The organism is Microcystis sp. M_QC_C_20170808_M9Col, from assembly GCF_007095495.1.
GTDB lineage: Bacteria > Cyanobacteriota > Cyanobacteriia > Cyanobacteriales > Microcystaceae > Microcystis > Microcystis aeruginosa.
The window spans coordinates 1-22,456 of sequence record NZ_SFBZ01000297.1; the positions used below are offsets into that span (position 1 = coordinate 1).

The following is a 22,456-nucleotide window of genomic DNA, read 5'->3' on the forward strand; positions in this document are numbered from 1 at the left end:
CCTAAATCAATCCCTACTTCTTTTCCTGTAGAGTCAAAGGTTTCTACTCTCTCAATGTCTAAGACAAATTGACAATAAAAGCCATCGGCTCGTTTAATAAGCCTGACTCTTTTGATAGTAGATTTATCGAGAATCTCACGGTTAAAAGTACCGATTAACTTTAATTTTCCTATCCCTGTTTTATCCGTGATGTGGATAAACTTTTTGTCTTCTGTTAGTTTCCAACCAGAAGTTTTGTACTCGACAGACCTTGAAAACTTTTTGAATTTGGGATAGCCTTTTTTTGCCAAACCCCTTTGACAATTGTCGTAGAAACGGGATATAGAAAACCAAGCTCTTTCGGCACTTGCTTGACGAGCCATAGAGTTGAGTTTACCAACAAAAGAGAACTCAGGACTATTAGATAATTCGGTAGTTAGCCTACACAAAGTAGCATAGTTAACCTGATCTTCTTTGGTAGAGTCCATCCAAAATCTTAGACATTTGTTCCGAATAAACTGTCCCACCCTGATAGCCTCTTGAATGGCTATCTTTTGGGAAGGATTGACTTTTAACTTAAACTCTATGACTCGCATCGATTCGACCTCTCAATGTGTTAAGTAGGGAGGCACAATTATTTGTAGGATGGGTTAGCGGTAGCGTAACATGAGCAGGCGTTGGGTTTCATGCTTCAACCCAACCTACGTTCATCTTATATTTAATTCCACCCACCCACTTATATTATGAGTATAGTAATTCATTGTAAAAAGTGTCAAGAGCATAAAAACTAATTATTTTAAGACTCGTAGAGCCACTTTTAATCTCACCGTACATATAGTTCTTGTGACAAAATATCATCGGAAAGTATTCCAGAAAAAGCATTTAGAGTTTTTGAGAATAGTTTTTCAAAACATAGCTGAGAAATGGGAGGCGAAGGTAATAGAGATTAACGGAGAATCAGACCATGTTCACATTCTTTTAACTTACCCCCCTCATAAACTGTTAAGTAGTCTAATCGCTAACTTAAAATCAACTTCTTGCCAGCTGATGTGGGATAACTTTTCAGACCACTTGAAAGAGATATATGGTCAAGATAAGAGAATTTTGTGGACAGGGGCATATTTTGTGGCTAGTTGTGGCGGTGTCACAATAGACCAACTTAAGAAATATGTCGAGAATCAAGACTCCCCTGAATATTAGCTGTGCTTCGCTGTTTTATGCTGGTCGGTTTTTCATCTCGTCAGTGAAACCGAGGGTTCCTTCAAACCGACATTTAAGGTAAAAATTAATAACCACAATCAGTAATCAGTAATCAGTAATCAGTAATCAGTCATCAGTCATCAGTAATCAGTAATCAGTCATCGGTAATTGGATAATATCTTTAGGCCTTTTTGAGATCAAAAAGTTCCGGGACTGGGAGTGAGCGGGGGGAAAATTGGGGGACTTTTGCCCTGAAAATTAGGTAATTGACCTCCTAAAAATGGGTAAAACCCCACAATCTAACCCTAAGAAAAACTTTTTGCCGCAAACCCTACTTATTTTTTGGCGGTTTTAACACAATCGAGGGTACGGACGATGGCGGCTGCTGCGTAGTTACGACGGGCGGGATCATTTGGTACAAAAGAACTACCCCGTTCGTTCAAGGGAGAGGCCACACCGCAAAATCCCGACATCTGGGTAATTAAACTGGCGGCCCAATGGCCGGAAGTATCGGAAAAATTGACGGGGGTTTTAGTTTGGGCTAAATCGGGGGCTTGTTTTTGCTGAGTTTTCAGGTAGGTGGCGGCCTGTTTGAGAATCGCCATCAATTCGGCCCGGGTGATAGGGTCGGTGGGACGGAATTCGCCGTTAGCTTTGCCGGCAACAATACCATTGGCCCGGGCCCATTGGATTTTTTTGGCACTCCAGCGCGTCGCTTCTACGTCGTTAAAACTGCCGCTGCCGGGGGGAATCTCTTCTAGGTTAATTTTGGTGACAGTTCCCATCCCTTCAATAATCATCGAGACGAATTGTTCCCTGGTGACGGGATTTTCGGGGCGGAAGGTGTTATCTTCTTTAAAACCGGCCACTACCCCAAGCGCGATCGCTTTTTCAATCTCAGTTTTATAGATATCGCCGCTAATATCCTGGAAACTAGACCCAGAACTGGGGGGAGGAGTGGTTTCGCTGAGGGGAGGTCTGCCGGTGGCCGCGAGAACTTCCGCTTCTTTGCCGCTAAAGTAGAAGTGGCCTAAACTTTTGCCTTGAAAAGTACGACGGCTAAATCTCCAACCCGGTTCGAGGATAATTTTCATAAATCCCGTTTGCATTCCTCGGGTTCTTCCCACCACTAATTCCGGTCTGCGGGCATCCCGGGGGGTTCCCACTAAGTATAATTCGCCATTGCGTTCCACAATACGCAGGATGTAATCTAGCCCAAAATCCCGGCCATCCAGACGGATAGAATAACCATTACTGTCGGTGGCGCGGCGACAAATGCCGGTAAAGTCAAAGTTGAGGAGTAGAGGGTCGATCATGACGGGATTTGAGCCGCTTTCGATCCAACACTTCTGTTTTCCCTGGATTTGTTCCAAGACTAGCAGGTCAAATTTATTACCTCCGTAGGGACGAGCGATCGCTACTACCTGGGTCTGCTCGATGTCCTGTTCGTCAAAGTTGGCCGCTGGTGTGGCAGTTATGCCCAAGGTCATTAGGGCGGTTAGGGCGATCGATAATCTGGCTTTCATAATCTTTAATCTATAAGACGATTTTTGCAGTAAAAATAGACGTGCTAATCCCAATATTCTATGACTGAATGCTTCCGGTCGTTGTTCCAGACTGCGCCGGATTGTTGTCTGTCCGCACAAGTTTTCTCTCAATCTTCAATTTCCGAACCTATTTATCCTGGCAATATTCTGATGGAACTGGTGGGTTGATCAATATTAATTCGGTTAGCTGTTGAAACTGGGGAGATTTTGGCGAATTGTTGAAAATTTTAGCCAGCCATTCGAGTCTTAGGCTAAGATGGGGAGAGAGGCTTTTAATTGGCCGCAGCCCTTGACTTCCTCACAGGATTTAAGCCCAATAATTGCCTAAAAAATTGCAATTAATCGATTGAGGGCTATCAGTGCTGCGGTGAATTATCATAGTTCATTAGCTCTGGTGAGCCATTGCCCTTTCTTTGGTGTGTGTGAGGTAAACAATTATGAGTAACTCCCCTGGCGATCCTTCTCCTCGTCCTAATCTTTTTCTGAGTATCGGTCGATTTTTCCGCCGGCCTTCTACTTTAATTGTCGGGGGAATTACTCTCCTAGGAATTACCTCCCTTGGCTATTTTACGACTCGTTATTTAGTTTATGAACGTCTAACCCCAATTTTAGACAATATCTTCAGTGAAATGCTGCACAGACCTGTCAGGGTAGGTAAGATAGAGGGCTTTTATTTTAATCGCATTCGTATCGGTAAATCGGAAATTCCAGCTACGGCCAATTCTGCTGATAGTTTATCTATTGATGCGATCGAATTGGGATTAAATCCACTGCCCTTACTTTTAGGTCTGCCGCTGCCGGTTGATGTCAAGTTAATTAATCCCAGTATTTATCTCGATCAGGATAAAAATGGCCAATGGCTCGATAATTTAGAAAAAATAGCTAGTAACTTTGATCGGGAGGCACCCATTAGGTTAAATCTGGGTTTTCAGGTGGAGAAGGCAGCTATTAATATCCAACCCTATGCCCTGAAAAAACCGATAGAAATTAAGGCTGATGGTCAAGGAAGATTTATTGATAATCAAAGGCAGCCTCTCACCTACGATTTTAGCGCAGAAATCCTCAAAAGTCAAGTAAAAATTCAAGGAGAAACGGCGTTAAAAACGGGTGAAAGCCTAACTAATCTTCAGATCGACCGTTTAAACTTAAGTGAACTATTAACTTTAATTCCTAATCGCAATTTTCAATTAAATCAAGGACAAGTAAATGCTAATATTGCTCTCAATATTCCCAGTTGGGCAAAGCTAAATCAAAGTCAAGGTAATGGCAATTTTCAGGTGACGGAAGTAGCGGGAAAATTCCAACCTTTCCAGTATCCAATTAAGCTAACAACTAAGTTAAATTTACAGGGAGACAAAGTATTAGTTGAACAAGCGACCGCAACTATTGGCAAGATTAAAACTGAGGTGAGAGGAGAAGTAAATTGGCAAACTGGTTATCATCTCAATGTCGCTCTAGAATCGGTGGATTTACAACAACTTTTAAGAATTATTTATCTGCAATCACCTCTAGATTTACGGGGAGAAGCACGCTCTACTTTTCAAGTGACGGGAAAACTAGATCAACCTCTAATTAAAGGAACCGTTAGCAACAGCAAACCGATTATTTTTGAGCAAATTCCTATTCAATCAATAACCAGTAATTTTCAAACAAATCTCAATCGTCTTAATTTAGATAAAATTCAAATTAAACCCGTCGCAGGTGGAGAAATTAAAGGAGAAGGAAAATTGCAGTTAAATATTCTGCAATCCCTGCAAAAAAATCAACCTCTTGACGGGACAAAAATGCCAATTAATTTGAATTTACAAGCCAATTTTCCCACGAGAAAAATTTTATCTCAACTGGCAACAATTCCCGCTAAAATTAATATAAACGATCTGCAAGCTAATATTAAAGCTAGGGGTAGTTTAGGACTGCCACAATTATTAATTAATTGGCAAATACCCAGGGTTAATCAGTCAGGATTAATCAATGTTGCCGGGGAGGGTAAAGTATTTTTAGGGGGCAACAAAATAAATTTAACCGATACGGTCATTAAAACAAATGGCGGCAAACTACAGGTTAATGGTAATGGTGATTTTACTAGCAAATTAGTCCAGGGAAAAATCACGGGTAATAACTTTTTATTGACTCCTTTTGTGCCTCTTGTTTGTCAATATTTAGATAGCATTTGCCCCTACCTAGAAACCTTAGAACCCTTAAATTTAGAGACAGCTAATATTCAAGTTAGTGGCAAAATTGACCAACTTAATATTAATACTTTAAACGGAGTTGCTAACTTAAGAATTAGCGGTAAACAAGGCACAATTTCAGTCAATAGTCAAGTATTGCAAGGAAATCTTCAGGCTAACGCTTTCTTAGCGGGATTGCCGATTAATTCCCTATTGCCTAACTTACCAACCCAGGTTAAATTACTGCGATCGCAAATTAATTTACAAGGTTATTTAGGAGAATTACTAAATAATAAAAATAATATTTTCAGCAGTTGGCAAGGTCAAGGTAATATGCAGTTATTAGTAGATAATAATCCTTTAATTGCCACAGCCAAACTGAATCAAGGTTTCCTGACAGGAACAGTTAATACCAGTGGGATTAGTTTCAATAATTTTACAGAAAATTTAACGATTCCCGTCAGTTTAGGCAGGGCAAAAATCAGCTTTGCTGGCAGAATAAATGCTCTGATTAGCGGTACTTTAACGGATTTACAAACTTGGCGCGGAGAGGGAGATATACAGTTATTTGTCAATAATCGATCCCTAAAAACTACCGCCCAACTGGAAAAAGGTATTTTAAGCGGTATAGTTAATACAGCTGGCATTAACTTAAATCCGTTTTTACCCAATATAAATATTCCTGTTAGTCTAGGGAAAACCCAAGTCAATTTCACCAGTGCAATCAATAATTTACTAGCGGGAAAAATCCCTAATTTGTCCACCGTCAATGCTAGGGTAAATACTCGGTTGTTAGTGGATAATAATCCGATTAATACTGAGATTCAGTTAAACAACGGTATTTTTAATATTCTCGGTAGCTTAGAGCGTTTTCAGACTAATATTCCCATACCGTTGCATATTTCCCAAACCAGTTTTCAAGCAGCAGGAAATGCCCAAACTATTTTCGACTCCCTGCAAGAAAAACGACTCAACTTAAGCAGTATCAAAGCAGTTTTTAACTCTCGTATTAATGTAGCCAAAGGAGAAATTAAAGCTAAGGCACAACTGAATAATAATTTTTGGCAAAGTGATATTATTGCCACTAATCTCGCTCCCGCTGCCCTGCTAGGGAAATTGCGGGAAGTAAAATCAATCTCGATTCCAAAATTAGATTTTAGTGCCAATTTAGCGGGAAACATTAAAGAAATTTGGCAGGGAGTAACACCGATTCAGGTTAATAATCTTTCGGCACAGTGGGGAGAAAATAGCTTTGATGTGCGAGGAAATATTCTTTTAGCTAATCTTATCAGTCAACCCGATATCGCTGAGGTTAACTTAAATCTACAGGCAAAAACCGACCTTGCTACTGTACCGCTAACTCAGATTATATCGCTTTTACCGATCGATCCTCGTTTGAAACCCAGAGAATCGACACTGACAGGGATCGGAGAATTTCAAGGACAAATCACAGGAAAAAATCTCTTAACTGCTTGGCAAAAAGTGGGAAATATACAAATCAAAGGAGATATAAATTTAGCGAATTTTAGCATTAATGATCGACCCTTTGAACCTATCTTAAAAGGAAGTATGCAAGCAGGAATCGGTCAAAATATTAGTTTAAATCTGCGGGGAAATCAGGACATTATTGACCTGACTTTCGATCCTTGTCAACAAAATAATTGTCTGCTGCCCTATCTTCCCTTAGGGATAAATATTCGCCAAGCTTTTGGAAATAAAACTACTTTTCTAGCAACAGCTAAACGAAGCGGCGAAAATTTAAATGTTCAGATTGCCGATTTTCCCCTAGAAATCCTGAAAATATCTCCTACGGCAGCCTACAATGTTCCGGGGATTATTGCTGGACAAGTGAATGCTAATCTAGACATCAATTTATTTAACTTACAGGGACAGGGACAACTAGAGATTAACCGACCTAGTTTAGGTAACTTAATCGGGGAAAAATTAACGGCAAATTTGGTTTATCGTGATTCCATAGTTCAACTGCAAGAAGGTAGTTTACAAGCGGGTGCAAGTCAATATAATCTGCAAGGTTTATTTAATTGGCAAACCCAAGCAATAGAAGCTAAACTCAGGGTAGATCAAGGTTATATTCAAGATTTATTATCAGTTGCTAGTATCTATGATTTAACCAGTTTAATCAACCTTTTCTCCTCCGAGAGTAACCAGGCTATTCAACTTAGTCCCCTAGGAGTAGGTGACTCCGAAGCTTCCCTAGCACAACAGGTAAATTTGCGGGCAAAAATTGAAGAAATAATCCAGCAATTAGCAAGGGAAAGAGGGGTAGTCGGGATACCTTCTGAACTAGATTTTCGCGGCCGTTATCAAGCAAATATAGCCTTAACTGGGACTTTAAAAAATCCCGATCTTAGCGTACAATTTCAGGGCAATAGATGGGAATGGCGACCCCAAAGACCGACGGTAAATATTGTTAACCCTCTGGGAATTGTCACCACCGATACCCAATTAATTCCGATTGATGAAGTAACAATTAATCTTAACTTAAATCGTCAGTTGCTCAGGATAGAACCGATTAGATTAAAGTCACGAGATTCTTCCGTATTTTTAGCGGGTGATTTTTCCCTAAACAAAGTAGAGGGAACTTTTGCCGTGGAAAATCTTTCTCTGGATCTCTTGAGAAATTTTGTACAGTTTCCCTTGGATGTATCCGGTAGTCTAAAAACTCAAGGACAAATTGCAGGAACCTTATTAAATCCTCGTATTCAGGGTAATTTTGCCTTTATTGACGGTGCAATTAATGCCCAAAATATTAATCAGGATATAATTGGTTTATTTACCTATAATCAGTATCGTTTTGATTTGCGGACAACCTCCTCCGAATCAATCCAAATCTATGCCAGCATTCCCTATCCTCCCTTACCGGGTAATGATCAATTAAAAATCCAAGCAAAATTGGGAACCGATGCAATCAAATTAATTGAAGCTATCAGTCAAAACACCATCGAATGGGTTAACGGTGAGGGAGAGGTAGTTCTTTCAGCGACGGGAAGATTAGATATAAAAGAGGGCTTAAAAATCAAAGATTTAGAAGCAAATGGTATAGTTACTCTCAATAATGCCGCTATCCGCAGTGTTGCTTTTCCAGAGATTTTAACCGTAAATGGCCGCATTGGTTTAACCCCTGAAAGCTTAACAGTAGAGGAATTACAAGGCTCGATCGCTGACAGACAAATTTCTGTGGTGGGAGTTTTACCTTTCTTTAAAGCCATCAAAAATAATCCTAATCCCTTAACAGTTAATATTCAAGAGGGAGATATAGCAATTAATGGTCTTTATCGGGGATTAATTGCTGGGAATGCCATGGTAACGGGAACAATTCAGCAACCAATTATCGGGGGGAATGTGCGTCTTTCTAGGGGTAAAGTTTTTCTTCCTCGCACCGCAGAAATTAATCAAGAAACGGATAAACCGGTGAGTCGCTGGCTGCAGCCTCTCAACATTCCTCAGACGACAAATATTACTCCAGTTTTAAATAATTTCCAAGTGTCTTTAGCAGGATTATCAATCGAACAAGAACCTTTGTATCAATTTGATTTTAGTGGTGCTTTAACCTTGAACGGTCCGCTCACTCCACTGGAGAAATTACAAACCAATGGAGTGATTAATCTCGATCGAGGACGGGTTAGTTACATCGATACTCGTTTTCTTCTTAACCGACGCAATCAAAATGTTATTGTTTTCGATTCTAGTCGCGGGTTGGGACTTTTTAATCCCTTTGTTGATATTCAACTGCGAACAATTCTTAGCGAATTTTCTCAATCTCGTGATTTTGCTATCTCCCGTCCGGGGGGGGATTTTCCTAGCAATGAAATTCCCGATGATAGCCTCAATCGCATTCAAAGGATTGATGTCACCCTCAGCGTTGAAGGGGAATTAAACCGCTTGCTACCAAATTTAGGACGTAATATCAATGAAGTGTGCCAAATTCGTCCCGATAGTCCACCTTTTCCCCTAGAGGAAAACTATACAGATACAGAATTACAAAAAGCTGCTAATTGTTTACAAGCAGTGGCTTTTGCTAGAGGTGAAGATGAGGGATTGCTTAATACTCCCCTAGTTAAATTAACCAGCACTCCCCCCCGCAGCCAAGGGGAAATCGTTCGACTTTTGGGGGAACAATTGCTGTCGGTTTTTAATGGTTTACAGGGGAAAAATACAGAACAATTAATTCAATTTGGAGTGGTTCAGTTGGCGATTCCCCTCTTAGCTCAAGGAGTCGTGTATGATGTGGAGAATGCGGTTAGTAATGCGATCAGGGCAACGGATTTTAATATTCTTCCCAATTTGGAAACCGTCTATCGAGTCAATTCCCAGTCTTTTATCCGCTTTTCCTACGATTACAATTTGAATGAGTTTACCGTCCGCTATCAAACTCAATTTTAAAGTAAGATTGAGAGATATAGCAGAATTCAGAAGTTAGGAGACAAGGCAAAATTAGGTTATACTTTATCCTGAGAATCAACCGGATAGGTAGATAGAAAATAAGAAATATTATCTTTTGACTTTTGACTTTTGACTTTTTACTTGATATTCTATGATTATTCGCGAGGCCAAAGAAACAGATTTACCAACAATTATCGAGATTTATAATGCAGCTGTTCCCACTCGCAAGGCAACCGCAGATTTAAAGCCTATTTCCCTCGAAAGTCGGCGAGAATGGTTTAAAAAGCACAATCCTGAACAGTATCCCATCTGGGTAATAGCGATCGAAGGTCGGGTGGTGGGTTGGCTGAGTTTACAGATGTTTTATGGTCGTGTCGCTTACCAAAAAACGGCAGAGGTTAGTTTATATATTGCCCCCGATTATCAAGGTCGTGGAATCGGTAAATTATTAGTAGAATATGCCCTGAATCGCTGTCCCAAATTGGGTATATCTAATCTTATCTGTATTATTTTTGCCCACAATCAAGCCAGTATTCGTCTCTTTGAAAAATTCGGCTTTCAACGATGGGGTTATTTACCTCAAATTGCCGATCTAGACGATTTTCTGGCTGATGTGGTCATTTTAGGCAAAAAAGTCGCTTAAATAGACAATTTTGCCCATAGCTAGACTATAATTCTAGACTTAATTGAATATAAGCATTTTCCGGTTCGCCTAGAGATGGTTTCTGGGGGAGAGAAAAGAGATAGTCCTCATACCAAATCTCAGAACTTCCCGCACATTTTTCATCTCTAAATAACCATTGTTGAAACACTTGTTCTCTACCATCCTGAGGGGCAACAATCTGATAAACTTTTAGAGATTTTTTAGCAATTCTCTGGCTGCCCTTGCTGGTTAATTCATAACCTAACAAGTTCAAACAATTACGAATAATCGTCAGAGGACGGGAAGTATTAGAGAGGTTAATCTTGGTGATAGTTTTAATCTCGTTGCGGTTTTTAATGGCGATTTCGGCCATTTTTTGTAAATCGGCATCATGATTAGTTAATTCTCTTTCAGGGTTAGCTAATAATACGGGAATTCCTAACACTTCTAACGTCCCGATAATCACTCCTAATTGACTACCATTAAAATCGGGAATAAATAAACTTCCGTGGCCTGATTCTATCAGTTTACGGGCAATTAAAGCATCTCGATCGCACAAAAATTGTCGCCCAATTGTCAAAAAGTAATGTAAGCGTAGTTCTTGATACCATCCTTGATCATCTTTAATGACTAATTGCGGTGTGACGGGGATTCCATAGCGTTTGTATAGGTCATATTTCCTGAGAATTCGCCTTTCTTTCACTGACTTAATTAACTGTTTTTTTAGCCAACGATATTCTGATTCCGTGATCTCAGAAGCGCTGGCAATTGCCTCGCATTCAGAACGATAATTATGTTCCCTAATTTCTTCAATTGCTGCCGTTAACTGATTGGTTATTTCTAGTTCTTCTTCCTGATTCCGTTCTTTAATTCTATGACCTTCTGCTTGTAAAATACCTAGAATTGACTGACGATAATTAAGCATATAAGCATTTACTCGCACAGCCATTTTTGCCCAGCAGAGGAGAGATTCCGCTTGAAAAGTTGTATCTAAATCCTCCAGAGATTCTAAATCTGACTGGTGTAATAAGCGAATATTAACCTCCGTTAGTCGGTGTCCAGAGGTGAGAAGTTTGGGGATAGAAGTGGAACCATTGCCCACCTGATTAAATCCGTACACTGCTGACCAAATATAACGAGGAATATTCTCTCTAATTCTCCCTAAAAATTGAGCGATAGAAGTGGGAGTTTGAATTCCCTGTGCTAAACACCAAACCGAGGTAAAGTGTTGCTGAATATCAATACTAATTCCCGTTTCGATCGCAGGACTAGCTAGAACTATATCATAGTTAAGCAACAACTGATTTAAATTGCCAATCGCTTGATAGGCAGCATGACTAGAATCTGGCAATGACTCTGAATCTATCCGCAGAATTTTCTTCTGAGGAAATTGCTTTCTTAGATAAGATTCTAGGGTAATTGTCCCCCATTTGCTGGTTAATTTTTGTGCTGATAGACAAACAAAAGGTTTTCCTCCCTCTTTAATATGTTTAACTAAATCCTTAACTAGCTGTTGGGGAGTATTATCAGAGTAGTTATAAACTTGCCAAGCTTGCTGATAATTAGGTTTCCACTCGTTACTAATCAAGAAAGTTTCTAGTTTAATAGCCGCCAAAGAAGTTAAATATTCTAGGGAAATATCACTTAAATTAGCATCAGCAACTAAGACTTTTCCCCCACTGCTGACCACAGTTTGTAGCAGAGACTTTAAAGACTTTAAAATTGCTACTCGATTAGTTTTACAAGTATCCCCATTTAACCCATGCCATAGGACCTGTTCGATCTCATCGATAATAATCATAGCTTCTTGCCAATCTTCTGCTTGAAATTTAGCTTGTGATTGGGGATGGAGAGAGTCAATACATAAACCATAACCGTAAATTTGTGCCGCAGGATTATCCCTAATTTTGCTGATATAGTTTAAACCAAAGCGTTGACATAGCTCCTCTACCAGTTTGACTCGATGACCAATAACTAAAACTTTTTGTTGATTGGCAATAGCCTGTTTAACTATCTTAGCTAAAAACTCAGTTTTTCCTGTACCTTTAGCCGATTTAATCGCCATTAACTGCGCTGATGTAGGGATAGCAATATCTGGCAAGTAACGGCTATTTAACTCTAGATGAGGTGGGAGAGTTAAACTATTTAAACTCGCTGCCTTCCAAATTTCCCAAGAGGTAGCTTTTTGATAGACTTGTTGGAAGTAATCTTCTCCTCGATTGATTAGTAAATCATCCACCCCTTTACCGTCAGCAGCATCCCAAGTAACTACCTTTACCTGACAGTTAGCCTGACTGAATAGATAACCCATTCTCTGTAAAGCTAAATTAACCGCTTGTTGGTTCTTTGGTTTAGTTTCTTGATCAAAAACTAGATAAATCTTTCGTCCTGAATTAGCTAATTTTTCTAGCTGCGGAATTAGATGAGATTTGCCGATTCTTCTACCTAATTCGTCCTTGGGAGTACGATAACCATTGTGAATTCCGGGTAAGGCAATTGCCACATAACCTGCTGTTAGTAATGCCCCCGCTTTTTTCGCTCCTTCCGTAAGACAAATAGGTATCTCTGGATGTTTAATTACCCAGGACCAAAAACCGAGATCCTCTTGCTTATTATCCACTTCTTCAGTTAAAATATTAATACTGATATGCTGGGCTATCCTGTGCCAAATTTTCAGGGGAACCCGCAAAGCAAAGACTCCCGTAGGGGTTTGGGGAGGATGTTCGTACTTAATCGGTTTAGCCTTATCAAAGCTTAAACGGGGAAAATCGGGCTTAAAACAGCCCCAAAGGTCATAATTACCCGTTAATAAGTCAATTCCTGAACACCACCAACCGCCTTGACTGATATGTTCATAACGCTTGAGAATATCATCCCTAACTCTGCCATCATTGCGTCGCGGTAATTCTTGGGAGTAGAGTAGGTATTCACTGGGAGATAACCCCGCTAAACCGGTGACATTGAGATCGATTAACTCCGCGTCCACCCCGCTATCACGCCATTCTTCTAAATATTTCATCCTTGTCCTCTACTCGCTAGACGCTATATATAGCGTTTTTGTCCTATTATTCTAGCGGTAAGCCACTAAATAGCGAAAAGAGAAAATTTCCTCTCTCAGAGGTTCTCAGAGGAAATTTGACTTTTAATCCACTCTTGTCTTAAATTATCGAAAAGTTAAGAACAAATAAAGTCTGACCACAACCTCCTCAGCAGTCAAGCAGAATCGGATCAAAAGTATTTTGTCAATCTGTTTTTGCTATCAAAGAATAGTTCTTTTGTCAAGCATACAAAAGAACTGTTTTCTGGGAAAAATCAAGAATTTTTTCCAGAAAATGTCATCCAAAACACTGTTTTTAGGGAACAAAATAATCCTGGCTATACCATATATAGAGTGATAGGATTATTTAACACGCTAGATGTTGTGTTTTCCCAGAAAATCTGATAGAATACTCTAGTACAAATAGATTAATTTGTCAAGTTTTTTAACGCCGCAATTTTCCAATTATGCAATCAAAGCCCTTGACTACTGCCGTTTCCATTCACAAAAATAACGAAGTAATACCCTTTCGTTCTACCCCTTTAGCTAATATGGGCAGCCATGGAATTAGAGTGATTCGGCGCGATGGTTCCACCACAAGCTTAAATATCGGCAAAATTCGCGACGTGGTAGAGTGGGCTTGTGAGGGCAAAAAAGTCAATTCAATCGCCTTAGAAGCGGGTTTAACCACACGCCTGCGGGATGGGATTACCACTAGGGAAATACAGGATAATTTAATTAATTGCGCCCTAGAAATGTGTAGTCCAGAGGAACCGGATTGGCGCTATGTGGCGGGAAGATTGCATATTTGGAGTCTTTGGAAAGATACCTTAGTAGCCCGGGGTTATCAGTACGGAAATTACGAGAAAACTGTCAAAACTCAAGTTAAAAAGTTGCTATACGACGAAAGGATTCTCATCTATTCCGAGGCAGAATTAAAAGAAGCTGGTTCTTGGATTAATTCCGATTGGGACATCGATTATGATTACGCAGGGGCATTGTTAATCACTAGCCGTTATTTACTCAAAAATGAGTTACCCCAAGAGGCATTATTAACCTGTTCCTTGCTGCTTGCCACTGTGGAAGAACCAGCTAATAGACTCCCCTGGGCGAAGAAATTTTATCAAGCGATTGCTCAAAGAAAAATCTCTCTCGCCACCCCAATTTTAGCCAATTTACGCACTCCCAAAGGTTCCTTAACCAGTTGTTTTATCCTCTCCATTGACGACAGTTTAGAAAGCATTTTCGACGAGATTACTAATGCTGCCCGCATCTCAAAAAATGGTGGCGGTGTCGGGGTGAATGTGAGTAGAATTCGCGCCACTGGTAGCTGGGTAATGGGGAAAGCTAATGCTTCCGGGGGGATTATTCCTTGGATTAAATTACTCAACGATACAGCTATTGCAGTAAATCAGGGGGGAAGACGCGCCGGGGCAGTAACTATCGGTGTTGACATCTGGCATTTAGATGTGCCAGAATTTCTGGAAATGCAGACAGAAAACGGTGATCAAAGACGTAAAGCTTATGATGTTTTTCCCCAATTAGTTATCACCGATGAATTCATGCGTCGGGTGATAAATAAAGCCGAGTGGACATTAGTTGATCCCTACGAAGTTCGCAATAAATTAGGTATAGAATTAGCGGAACTATGGGGAGAAGAATTTGAAGAGGCCTATCGTTTAGTAGAAGCTAATTTAGATCAAGAGATTCTCCTCTATAAAAAAATCAATGCCCGGGACTTATTTAAAAGTATCATGCGTTCCCAAGTAGAAACAGGAATGCCCTACATTGCCTTCAAAGATACCATCAATCGCGCTAATCCTAATAAGCACGATGGCTATATCCCCGGTGTAAATTTATGCGTCGCGGGAGAAACAAAAATTCTCACTGACCGAGGACAAATAGCAATCGCTGATTTGGTGGGGGAATATGTTAATGTCTGGAATGGATTGGAGTGGTCAGAAGTATTAGTTAAAAAGACTGGAGAAAACCAGCCTTTATTAAAGGTCAATTTCTCTAACGGAGAGTCCTTGGAATGTACTTACTACCATAAGTTTTACGTTCAGAAAAACTACAAGGGAACCGTGGAAATTGTGGAGGCAAAAGACCTCAAACAAGGGGATAAATTAATTAAATACCAGCTGCCTCTCATCCAGTCAGAAAATGATCTTGACTTTCCCTACGCCTACACCGCAGGATTCTTTTCTGGAGATGGGAGTTACGGGAACAATGGAATGCCAGAAGTTGACCTATACGGAGTTAAAAAAGAGTTACTTTCCTTATTGGCTATTCGTAACAAATATCAGGGAAATGGCTCTATTGAAAAAGGTACTTTTTGGAGAAAAGAAACCGATACCCTAGCGGTCTATCATGACAGTAAACAAGATCGGATCGTCTGTAAACTCCCGTTAGATATTCCCAGTAAATTTACAGTTCCTCTAAATGGTTACACAATTAAATCTCGTTTAGAATGGTTAGCTGGTTTACTTGATGCCGATGGAACAGTTGCCCGCAATGGTTCTAACGAGTCTCTCCAGATTGCTTCTGTTAACCGGCAATTTTTGCTCGATATTCGCCTAATGTTACAGACTTTAGGAGTTGATTCCAAAGTTACTGTTATGGATGACGGTGGCTATAAATTGATGCCAAATGGAAAGGGAAATTATCAAGAATATCTCTGTCAACCAAAATATCGTTTACTGATTAATTCTGTCGGACTATTTCAACTTGGTCAATTGGGACTTAAAACTCATCGCTTACAATGGACTTTAAAAGAACCCCAACGTTCGGCCACTCAGTTTATCCGCATTGAATCGGTAGAATTAACCTGTCGTCGAGATGACACCTACTGTTTTACAGAACCCAAGCGTCATCTGGGAATGTTTAACGGCATTCTAACAGGACAATGCACCGAATCTTTCAGCAATGTCACCCCCGATAAAACTGCCCATTGCTGTAATTTAGTTAGCCTTAATTTAGCCAATATCGACAGGGAAGAAATTGAGTCTAATTGTCAAATCGCTGTCAGGATTCTCGACAATACTATCGATATCACTAATCCTCCCTTTGATAATGCTAAAAACCACAACGATAAATATCGCACTATTGGGGTAGGGGCGATGGGATTGGCTGACTGGTTAGCTAAACGGAAATTATCCTACAATAACCTGTCAGAAATTAGTAATTTATTTGAAGAAATTGGCTATTGGTGTACCTATTCCTCGATGGAATTAGCCAAAGAACGCGGTGCTTATCAAGCTTTCTTGGGTAGTGAATGGAGTCAAGGTAAATTAATCGGAGCAAAACCAGTGGCATGGTTTTTAAATAATGCGGTGCAACCGCAAAGATGGCAACAATTAGCCGCAGATATTCAACGATTTGGCATCCGTAATTCCCATATTACCGCCATTGCTCCTAATACTTCCTCTAGTTTGGTACAGGGATGTACCGCTAGTGTTTTGCCGGTTTATAGTCGCTTTTTCTACGATAAATGGGCAAAGGGAACCGTTCCCATCGCACCACCTTTTATTGAAGAAGCTTTCTGGTTTTATTCAGAGAACAAAAATCTCGAACAGCAGCAAGTGGTGAAAGCGATCGCTACTATGCAAGAATGGATCGATACGGGGATTTCTATGGAGTTATTATTCAACCTCAATGAAGGGGTTTATTTCCCCGAAGAACCCAACCGTTGTCTCACTGCCAAAGATATCTTTGATACCCTAGTTATGGCCTGGGAATTGGGGTGTAAAGCGATTTATTATATCCGTACCGTACAAAAGGACAATTTTCGAGAGTCTGACGATAGTTGTTCTAGTTGCGCTAATTAAGGTTAACTTCGGTGGGCAATGCCCACCTTAATTTTTTTACATCAAAGATTAGGACTGATAAAATGAGTTTTATTGATCACCTAATCACAGCTATGGATAAGACTTTATACGAACAGGATTACTATCTCTGGATAGAGAAAACCATATCTTTACTAGAAAATCATCAATTTTCCGATTTAGATTTAGATAATCTCATCGAGGAGATTAAAAGTATGGGTATCAAGGAAAAACATACCTTAACAAGTTTATTGACTAGAATAATCCAACATTTGCTGCAACTCGCTTATTGGCAATCGGAAAGCCAATATAATGCTAATCACTGGAAAGGAGAAATTACTATTTTTAGAATTGATTTATGGGAAGTTCTTGATGATAATCCAAGTTTAAAGTCCTATCTAGAGAATAGTTTTGATAAATGTTATCAGTCAGCCCTTCGCATCCTAGCTAGAAAAATGGGAGTAAAAATCAATACTTTGCCCAGGGAAAAAATTCTCACTCTTGCCCAAGCTTTGGATGATGATTGGTTTCCTGAATATGAGGATAATAATAACTGATGATTTGGTTGGATTATAGTTAATTAAGGTGAGGGACTATGGAAACGAACTTATACGAACAGGATTACTATCTTTGGTTAGAGAAAACCATATCTTTACTAGAAAATCGCCAGTTTTCTGAGTTGGATTTAGAAAATTTAATTGAAGAAATCAAAGATATGTCCAGAAGAGAACGTCAGAAGTTAGAGAGTTTACTAACTAAACTCTTGGAACATTTACTTAAATTAACTTATTGGCAATCTAAGCGCGATTACAATAAAAACAAGTGGCGACGTGAGATTTTAAATTTTCGCATTCAAATAAAAAGAATTATTAGCAACAAAAAGGATGGAACTTATAATACAAACTTAGCATCTTACCTCACCGAGATTCTTGAGCCATGTTATGAGGATGCTTGCCATCTATTTGTCGAAGGTTCTGGCATCGATAAAAGACTTTTAAGTGCTACACCTATTGGATCAATCGACCAAATTTTAGATGAAAATTGGTTTCCTGAGTTTCTCGGAGAGGATTAAGCAATGAAGAGTGATTTATACGAAAAAGATTACTATCTCTGGATAGAGAAAACCATATCTTTACTAGAAAATCATCAATTTTCCGATTTGGATTTAGATAATCTCATCGAGGAAATTAGTAGCATGGGTAAAAGTGAGAAACGAAGTTTAGAAAGTTATTTAACTCGGTTATTAGAACATTTGCTGAAACTAGCTTACTGGGAGTCGGAATTAGAATATAATCAAAGAGGATGGAAAAATGAAATTCGTAACTTTCGCCTACGAATTCAACAAATTATTGAAGACAGTCCCAGTTTAAAGCCCTATCTATCGGAAATTTTCTCGCCCTGTTATCAAAATGCTCGTAAATTATTTCTGGATCTATCTGGAATGGCTGAAAATTTGGTCGGTTTAGCTCCAATTTGCACTATAGAACAGGCTTTAAATGAGGATTGGTTTCCTGAAATATCAAAATAATGGGGGTAATTATGGAAAAGAACTTATACGAAAAGGACTACTATCTCTGGCTAGAGAAAACCATATCTTTACTAGAAAATCATCAATTTTCTGATTTAGATTTAGAGAATTTAATTGACGAAATTAGTAGCATGGGTAAAAGTGAGAAACGAAGTTTAGAAAGTTATTTAACTCGGTTATTAGAACATTTGCTGAAACTAGCTTACTGGGAATCGGAATTAGAATATAATCAAAGAGGATGGAAAAATGAAATTAGGAATTTCCGTCGTGCCATAAAAAGAATTATTGCCGATAGTCCTAGTCTACAGCCTTATCTAATTGAAATTTTTAACAACTCTTTTCAAGAAGCTCGTATTTCTTTGATCGAATTATCTGGAATGGCTGAAAATTTGGTCGGTTTAGCTCCAATTTGCACTATAGAACAGGCTTTAAATGAGGATTGGTTTCCTGAAATATCAAAATAATATTGAGAGAAGATTAAAGCAAGTGAAGTGGGTAATTATGGAAAAGAACTTATACGAAAAAGACTACTATCTCTGGCTAGAGAAAACCATATCTTTACTAGAAAATCATCAATTTTCTGATTTAGATTTAGAGAATTTAATTGACGAAATAAAATCTATGTCTATCAGTCAACAGAAAGCATTAAAAAGCAATCTGATCGTGATTTTATGGCATTTACTAAAATACTTACAAGAGCCAGAAAAACAAACCAGAAGCTGGGCATTAACCCTTTTTGAGCAGCGAGAAAGAATCGAAGAAGATTTAGAAAATAGCCCTAGTCTTAAGAGTTTTTTAACAGAAGACAATTTAAAAAAATGCTATAATAAAGCCAGACAAAAAGCCGCTATTGAAACAGGGATAAACCTAGAGAAATTCCCGAAGGATTGCCCATTTACTTTGGCAGAAGCCCTAGATTTTGCATTTATTCCTAATCAAAATCAAAACATTTGACTTTTTACCGAAAACCTACTATAACCTAAAAGTGCCATAATATCCAAGTAATCATGTCCTTACATTTAGTTAATTCTTGCCATTCGATGCCCATTTCCCCGATCTTCAATCCGGCGGGAGATGATGCGATCGAAAACCGTTCGATCTGGTTTGGTAACACCACCAACCTGATGCAGTTAAACGATGTCCGCTACACCTGGGCGGTGGGTTTATATCAACAAATGCGCGAAAATTTCTGGATTCCGCAACGCTTAGATATCACTCAAGACGTAACTGAATACGGGCATCTTACCGATGAAGAAAGATATGCTTATGATGGTATTTTGTCCTATCTAACTTTTCTTGATTCCGTACAAACCTGTAATATTCCCCACCTAAAAGGTAGCGTCACTGCGCCAGAAATTAGTCTTTGTATGGCGGAACAAATTTCCCAAGAAGCCATGCACAATCAAAGTTATCAATACTTAATTGAAACCATTATTCCCTCGGATCGCAGAGGTGAAGTTTATGACTTTTGGCGTACCGATAAAGTTCTCAAGGATCGCTGTCAATTTATCGCTAGTCTCTACCAGCAATATATCGATAAACAAACTACTGAAAGCTATTTTATCGCCCTTCTTGCCGATTATTTGCTGGAGAGTTTGTATTTTTACAACGGCTTTATCTTTTTCTATAATCTCGCTTCTCGACAGCTAATGTCCGGTAGTGCTGACGTTTTCAAAATGATCAACCGGGACGAATTAAGTCACGTCCGTTTGTATCAGAAACTTATTCCCGAAGCCATGGCAACTTTTTCCCATTCCGTTGAACAGATTTATGAGATGTTCGATACGGCCGTTAAACACGAATGTCGCTGGACAAATCACATTGTTGGCAACGACATTTTAGGTATTACCGAATACAGTACCGAACAGTACACTAAATACCTCGCTAATATTCGGCTGAAAGCGATCGGACTTGAGCCTTTATACAGGGAAGAAAAGTATAACAAAAGTCCCTATAACCATCTGGAACGCTTCTCCGATACCAAAAAAGAAGGCCACACCAAAGCGAACTTTTTTGAAGCAACCGTTACCAGTTATGTTATGTCTTCTGGCTTAACTGGATGGGATGAAATTTAAAATTTACGGGACAAGAATAACCCAATTTCTTACCACAAAGGGGCAACTTTGTCAAATATTTTGACAACTTTTGACCCTCTCTTGCAGAAATACCGACAATCAGTAAATGCGCTTCTGGGTTTGGGGGGTTCTACCCGCAAAAGCTGGGATTGACTGATAAAATCGGAGGTAATGACCAATTTTAGAAGATATACTCAATCATCCCCCAGACACCACTCCCAGAAGCTCTTGAGCCATTCCTAATTATGACGATTGCCATCATAATGAATTCTCGCCCCGGCCCATTGTAATTTTTCCTGTAGAGTCTGATAAAAAGAATAGCTTTCCCGCAGGATAATAAATTGGGCGAATTTTTCAGCTTTGGTAACTCCCACCCATTGCCCAGGCCAAATGGAAGTGGCTAAAGCACCATCCATCCAGAGTTTAGTGTTTAATTCGTAGTCTCCCAGGGGCCAAATACTGACCAGAGATGCCGGGGGAATGACAATCGGCCGACTGGAGAGACTCAAGGGACAAATCGGGGTGACAGCGATCGCTTCCATGCCGGGGTGTATAATCGGGCCATTAGCGGAAGCGGTGTAACAGGTGGACCCCGTGGGAGTAGCCACTAATAGGCCGTCCCCTTGGTACTGATCTACTACTTCCCCGTCCACTTCGATTTCGAGGATCGAGGTGGGCATCCTATCGATACTAGCGGGTTTCACACACATCTCATTCAGGGCATAAAATGCCTCGCTCACTGCCTGGGGGTTTATTTTATCCCCTTCATAGATTCTGGCCGTTAACATCATCCGTTGTTGTACCGCGTAGTGATCGGATTGTAAACGCTCCCAGACCGTCTCCGTATCTTGGAAAATCTCAAAAGGTTCCGTTAAAAATCCCAGATGGCCGCCGACATTCACCGCTAAAATTGGAATGTCTTGCTGAGCTAAATAGCGAGCGGCGGCTAAAATGGTTCCATCTCCGCCCAAAACGATGGCGAGGTCGATTTTTTCCGATGCTGAGGCTAAAAATACTGGATAGGGATTATCTTTAAAGCCACTGGGTCCCATTAAAACTTTACACTGACGGGCTTCTAACTGTTTAGCGCATTTTTCCGCCCATGCTTTACTTTGGGGATGGTTGGCCTTATGAGCAATGATTACTTGTTTTAACTGCACGGAGTTGAGACCTTGTTCGGAGGTTCTATATTTTTAACAATAGCAAGACCGGGCAGATCGGGTGAAAAGTAACAGGTAAAAAGGGGGTTGGGGGATGGGGAAGTGGGAAGTGGGGAAGTGGGGGAATTTCAACTAAAACCCCAAAACCCCCCGCAACGCGCACGCAGTGACCACCCTATCTCCTGCCTCTTGCCTCTTGCAAGAGTGCCTCATCTCAACTGGCAATTTAAATACTTAACAGCTTATAATTGTATTAAGATGTGTAACAGTTCTCTGGCAAACTCTTGACAAAGGATAACAAATCTGCTCTCCCAAAAAACAGGAAAGGTTTTATTTCTATGACATTAATTCAAACCGCCCAATTATCGCTGGAAACCTCGGCTTTAGCCTTTTTTAAGCAGACAGAAGGACGCTGGCAATCCCAGAGACGTTATTACACCCTCACCCAAGAAACGGAACCCCAAGAAGTTATCAGCGCCATCGAGATTAAATATTTACCCCAAGGCAGCGAACCATTAATTCAACTTGCCCGTTTACATAATCTGGAAGATATAGCTTTATTAGGTGGCACGGAAGTGACTTGGCAAAGTAATTATCTGCGTCCCCAGAGTAAAAAACCCTCCAACGGTTCGACTATATTCGGCATTTTAGATAATATCCTCTATCGCGATCGGGGATTTGCGACGGATAAACCCGTTAGCGCTATTTATACCTTTCCTAACCCCTCTACTCTCTGTCTGAGAACAGAATACGCCGGTTCTGTCTTTGAAGAAGAAATTAAACTCATCGGTCAACAATATCGCACCCGACAAACTATTATCTCTCGCGCCGGTCAAGAATTGATGATCGGTCAATATCTAGAAAAACGGGTCAATTAGTCAAAAAATC

General features: G+C 39.8%; 15 protein-coding genes. 11 read left to right on the top strand and 4 right to left on the bottom strand.

Annotation, left to right across the window (positions count from 1 at the left end):
• The coding region (locus tag EWV68_RS18790; protein WP_287170691.1) for an RNA-guided endonuclease InsQ/TnpB family protein at window positions 1-575 on the bottom strand (575 nt) is incomplete at its 3' end.
• A gap of 184 nt (window positions 576-759) precedes the next feature.
• Here EWV68_RS18790 and tnpA point away from each other — a divergent pair.
• Window positions 760-1,179, top strand: a complete 420-nt coding sequence (gene tnpA, locus EWV68_RS21965; RefSeq protein WP_061432013.1) for an IS200/IS605 family transposase — start codon at window positions 760-762, stop codon at window positions 1,177-1,179.
• A 335-nt stretch (window positions 1,180-1,514) separates the two neighbouring features.
• On the opposite strand, the gene EWV68_RS18795 is transcribed toward tnpA, so the two are convergent.
• On the bottom strand, window positions 1,515-2,705 hold the full coding sequence (locus tag EWV68_RS18795) for a DUF3747 domain-containing protein (protein WP_287170693.1): 1,191 nt from the start codon (window positions 2,703-2,705) through the stop codon (window positions 1,515-1,517).
• Between the two features lie 458 nt (window positions 2,706-3,163).
• Here EWV68_RS18795 and EWV68_RS18800 point away from each other — a divergent pair, with 458 nt between their 5' ends.
• A complete protein-coding gene (locus EWV68_RS18800; protein ID WP_287170694.1) occupies window positions 3,164-9,301 on the top strand; it encodes a translocation/assembly module TamB domain-containing protein in 6,138 nt (2,045 codons plus the stop codon).
• Between the two features lie 151 nt (window positions 9,302-9,452).
• Window positions 9,453-9,944 (top strand): GNAT family N-acetyltransferase, encoded by a 492-nt coding sequence (locus EWV68_RS18805; protein WP_287170696.1) that lies wholly within the window; start codon window positions 9,453-9,455, stop codon window positions 9,942-9,944.
• 25 nt (window positions 9,945-9,969) lie between these two features.
• Here the strand turns inward: EWV68_RS18805 and EWV68_RS18810 are convergent, their stop codons facing one another.
• Window positions 9,970-12,963, bottom strand: a complete 2,994-nt coding sequence (locus EWV68_RS18810; protein ID WP_287170698.1) for a plasmid replication protein, CyRepA1 family — start codon at window positions 12,961-12,963, stop codon at window positions 9,970-9,972.
• 485 nt (window positions 12,964-13,448) lie between these two features.
• Between EWV68_RS18810 and EWV68_RS18815 the strand changes: the two genes are divergently transcribed.
• The 7 genes from EWV68_RS18815 to EWV68_RS18845 all read left to right on the top strand — a co-directional run bounded on the left by EWV68_RS18815 (window position 13,449) and on the right by EWV68_RS18845 (window position 20,408).
• Window positions 13,449-16,808, top strand: coding sequence for a ribonucleotide reductase barrel domain-containing protein (locus EWV68_RS18815; protein ID WP_287170699.1), 3,360 nt, complete (start codon window positions 13,449-13,451; stop codon window positions 16,806-16,808).
• A 62-nt stretch (window positions 16,809-16,870) separates the two neighbouring features.
• Complete coding sequence (locus EWV68_RS18820; RefSeq protein ID WP_079210015.1) at window positions 16,871-17,362, top strand: DUF29 domain-containing protein; 492 nt, start codon at window positions 16,871-16,873, stop codon at window positions 17,360-17,362.
• Between the two features lie 38 nt (window positions 17,363-17,400).
• Window positions 17,401-17,877 carry a DUF29 domain-containing protein gene (locus EWV68_RS18825; protein WP_287170701.1) on the top strand — a complete coding sequence of 159 codons (477 nt, stop codon included), beginning with the start codon at window positions 17,401-17,403 and terminating at the stop codon, window positions 17,875-17,877.
• Between the two features lie 3 nt (window positions 17,878-17,880).
• On the top strand, window positions 17,881-18,333 hold the full coding sequence (locus tag EWV68_RS18830) for a DUF29 domain-containing protein (protein WP_287170702.1): 453 nt from the start codon (window positions 17,881-17,883) through the stop codon (window positions 18,331-18,333).
• An 11-nt stretch (window positions 18,334-18,344) separates the two neighbouring features.
• The gene (locus tag EWV68_RS18835; RefSeq protein ID WP_287170703.1) at window positions 18,345-18,797 is read left to right on the top strand and encodes a DUF29 domain-containing protein; all 453 of its coding nucleotides are present in this window, start codon (window positions 18,345-18,347) and stop codon (window positions 18,795-18,797) included.
• Window positions 18,798-18,834: 37 nt separating this feature from the next.
• On the top strand, window positions 18,835-19,287 hold the full coding sequence (locus tag EWV68_RS18840; protein ID WP_287170704.1) for a DUF29 domain-containing protein: 453 nt from the start codon (window positions 18,835-18,837) through the stop codon (window positions 19,285-19,287).
• A gap of 53 nt (window positions 19,288-19,340) precedes the next feature.
• On the top strand, window positions 19,341-20,408 hold the full coding sequence (locus EWV68_RS18845) for a ribonucleotide-diphosphate reductase subunit beta (protein ID WP_287170706.1): 1,068 nt from the start codon (window positions 19,341-19,343) through the stop codon (window positions 20,406-20,408).
• Window positions 20,409-20,647: 239 nt separating this feature from the next.
• Here the strand turns inward: EWV68_RS18845 and EWV68_RS18850 are convergent, their stop codons facing one another.
• The gene (locus EWV68_RS18850; RefSeq protein WP_012266983.1) at window positions 20,648-21,568 is read right to left on the bottom strand and encodes an NAD(+) kinase; all 921 of its coding nucleotides are present in this window, start codon (window positions 21,566-21,568) and stop codon (window positions 20,648-20,650) included.
• A gap of 338 nt (window positions 21,569-21,906) precedes the next feature.
• Between EWV68_RS18850 and EWV68_RS18855 the strand changes: the two genes are divergently transcribed.
• Complete coding sequence (locus tag EWV68_RS18855; RefSeq protein WP_045361336.1) at window positions 21,907-22,446, top strand: phycobiliprotein lyase; 540 nt, start codon at window positions 21,907-21,909, stop codon at window positions 22,444-22,446.
• Window positions 22,447-22,456: the final 10 nt, after the last annotated feature.

Excerpts from the sequence above, each read along its gene's own strand:
- EWV68_RS18800 (WP_287170694.1), top strand. The coding sequence starts at position 3,164 with ATGAGTAACTCCCCTGGCGATCCTTCTCCTCGTCCTAATCTTTTTCTG.
- EWV68_RS18820 (WP_079210015.1), top strand. The coding sequence starts at position 16,871 with ATGAGTTTTATTGATCACCTAATCACAGCTATGGATAAGACTTTATAC.
- EWV68_RS18845 (WP_287170706.1), top strand. The coding sequence starts at position 19,341 with ATGTCCTTACATTTAGTTAATTCTTGCCATTCGATGCCCATTTCCCCG.
- EWV68_RS18840 (WP_287170704.1), top strand. The coding sequence starts at position 18,835 with ATGGAAAAGAACTTATACGAAAAAGACTACTATCTCTGGCTAGAGAAA.
- EWV68_RS18855 (WP_045361336.1), top strand. The coding sequence starts at position 21,907 with ATGACATTAATTCAAACCGCCCAATTATCGCTGGAAACCTCGGCTTTA.
- EWV68_RS18830 (WP_287170702.1), top strand. The coding sequence starts at position 17,881 with ATGAAGAGTGATTTATACGAAAAAGATTACTATCTCTGGATAGAGAAA.
- EWV68_RS18810 (WP_287170698.1), bottom strand. The coding sequence starts at position 12,963 with ATGAAATATTTAGAAGAATGGCGTGATAGCGGGGTGGACGCGGAGTTA.
- EWV68_RS18835 (WP_287170703.1), top strand. The coding sequence starts at position 18,345 with ATGGAAAAGAACTTATACGAAAAGGACTACTATCTCTGGCTAGAGAAA.
- EWV68_RS18815 (WP_287170699.1), top strand. The coding sequence starts at position 13,449 with ATGCAATCAAAGCCCTTGACTACTGCCGTTTCCATTCACAAAAATAAC.
- EWV68_RS18825 (WP_287170701.1), top strand. The coding sequence starts at position 17,401 with ATGGAAACGAACTTATACGAACAGGATTACTATCTTTGGTTAGAGAAA.
- EWV68_RS18805 (WP_287170696.1), top strand. The coding sequence starts at position 9,453 with ATGATTATTCGCGAGGCCAAAGAAACAGATTTACCAACAATTATCGAG.
- EWV68_RS18795 (WP_287170693.1), bottom strand. The coding sequence starts at position 2,705 with ATGAAAGCCAGATTATCGATCGCCCTAACCGCCCTAATGACCTTGGGC.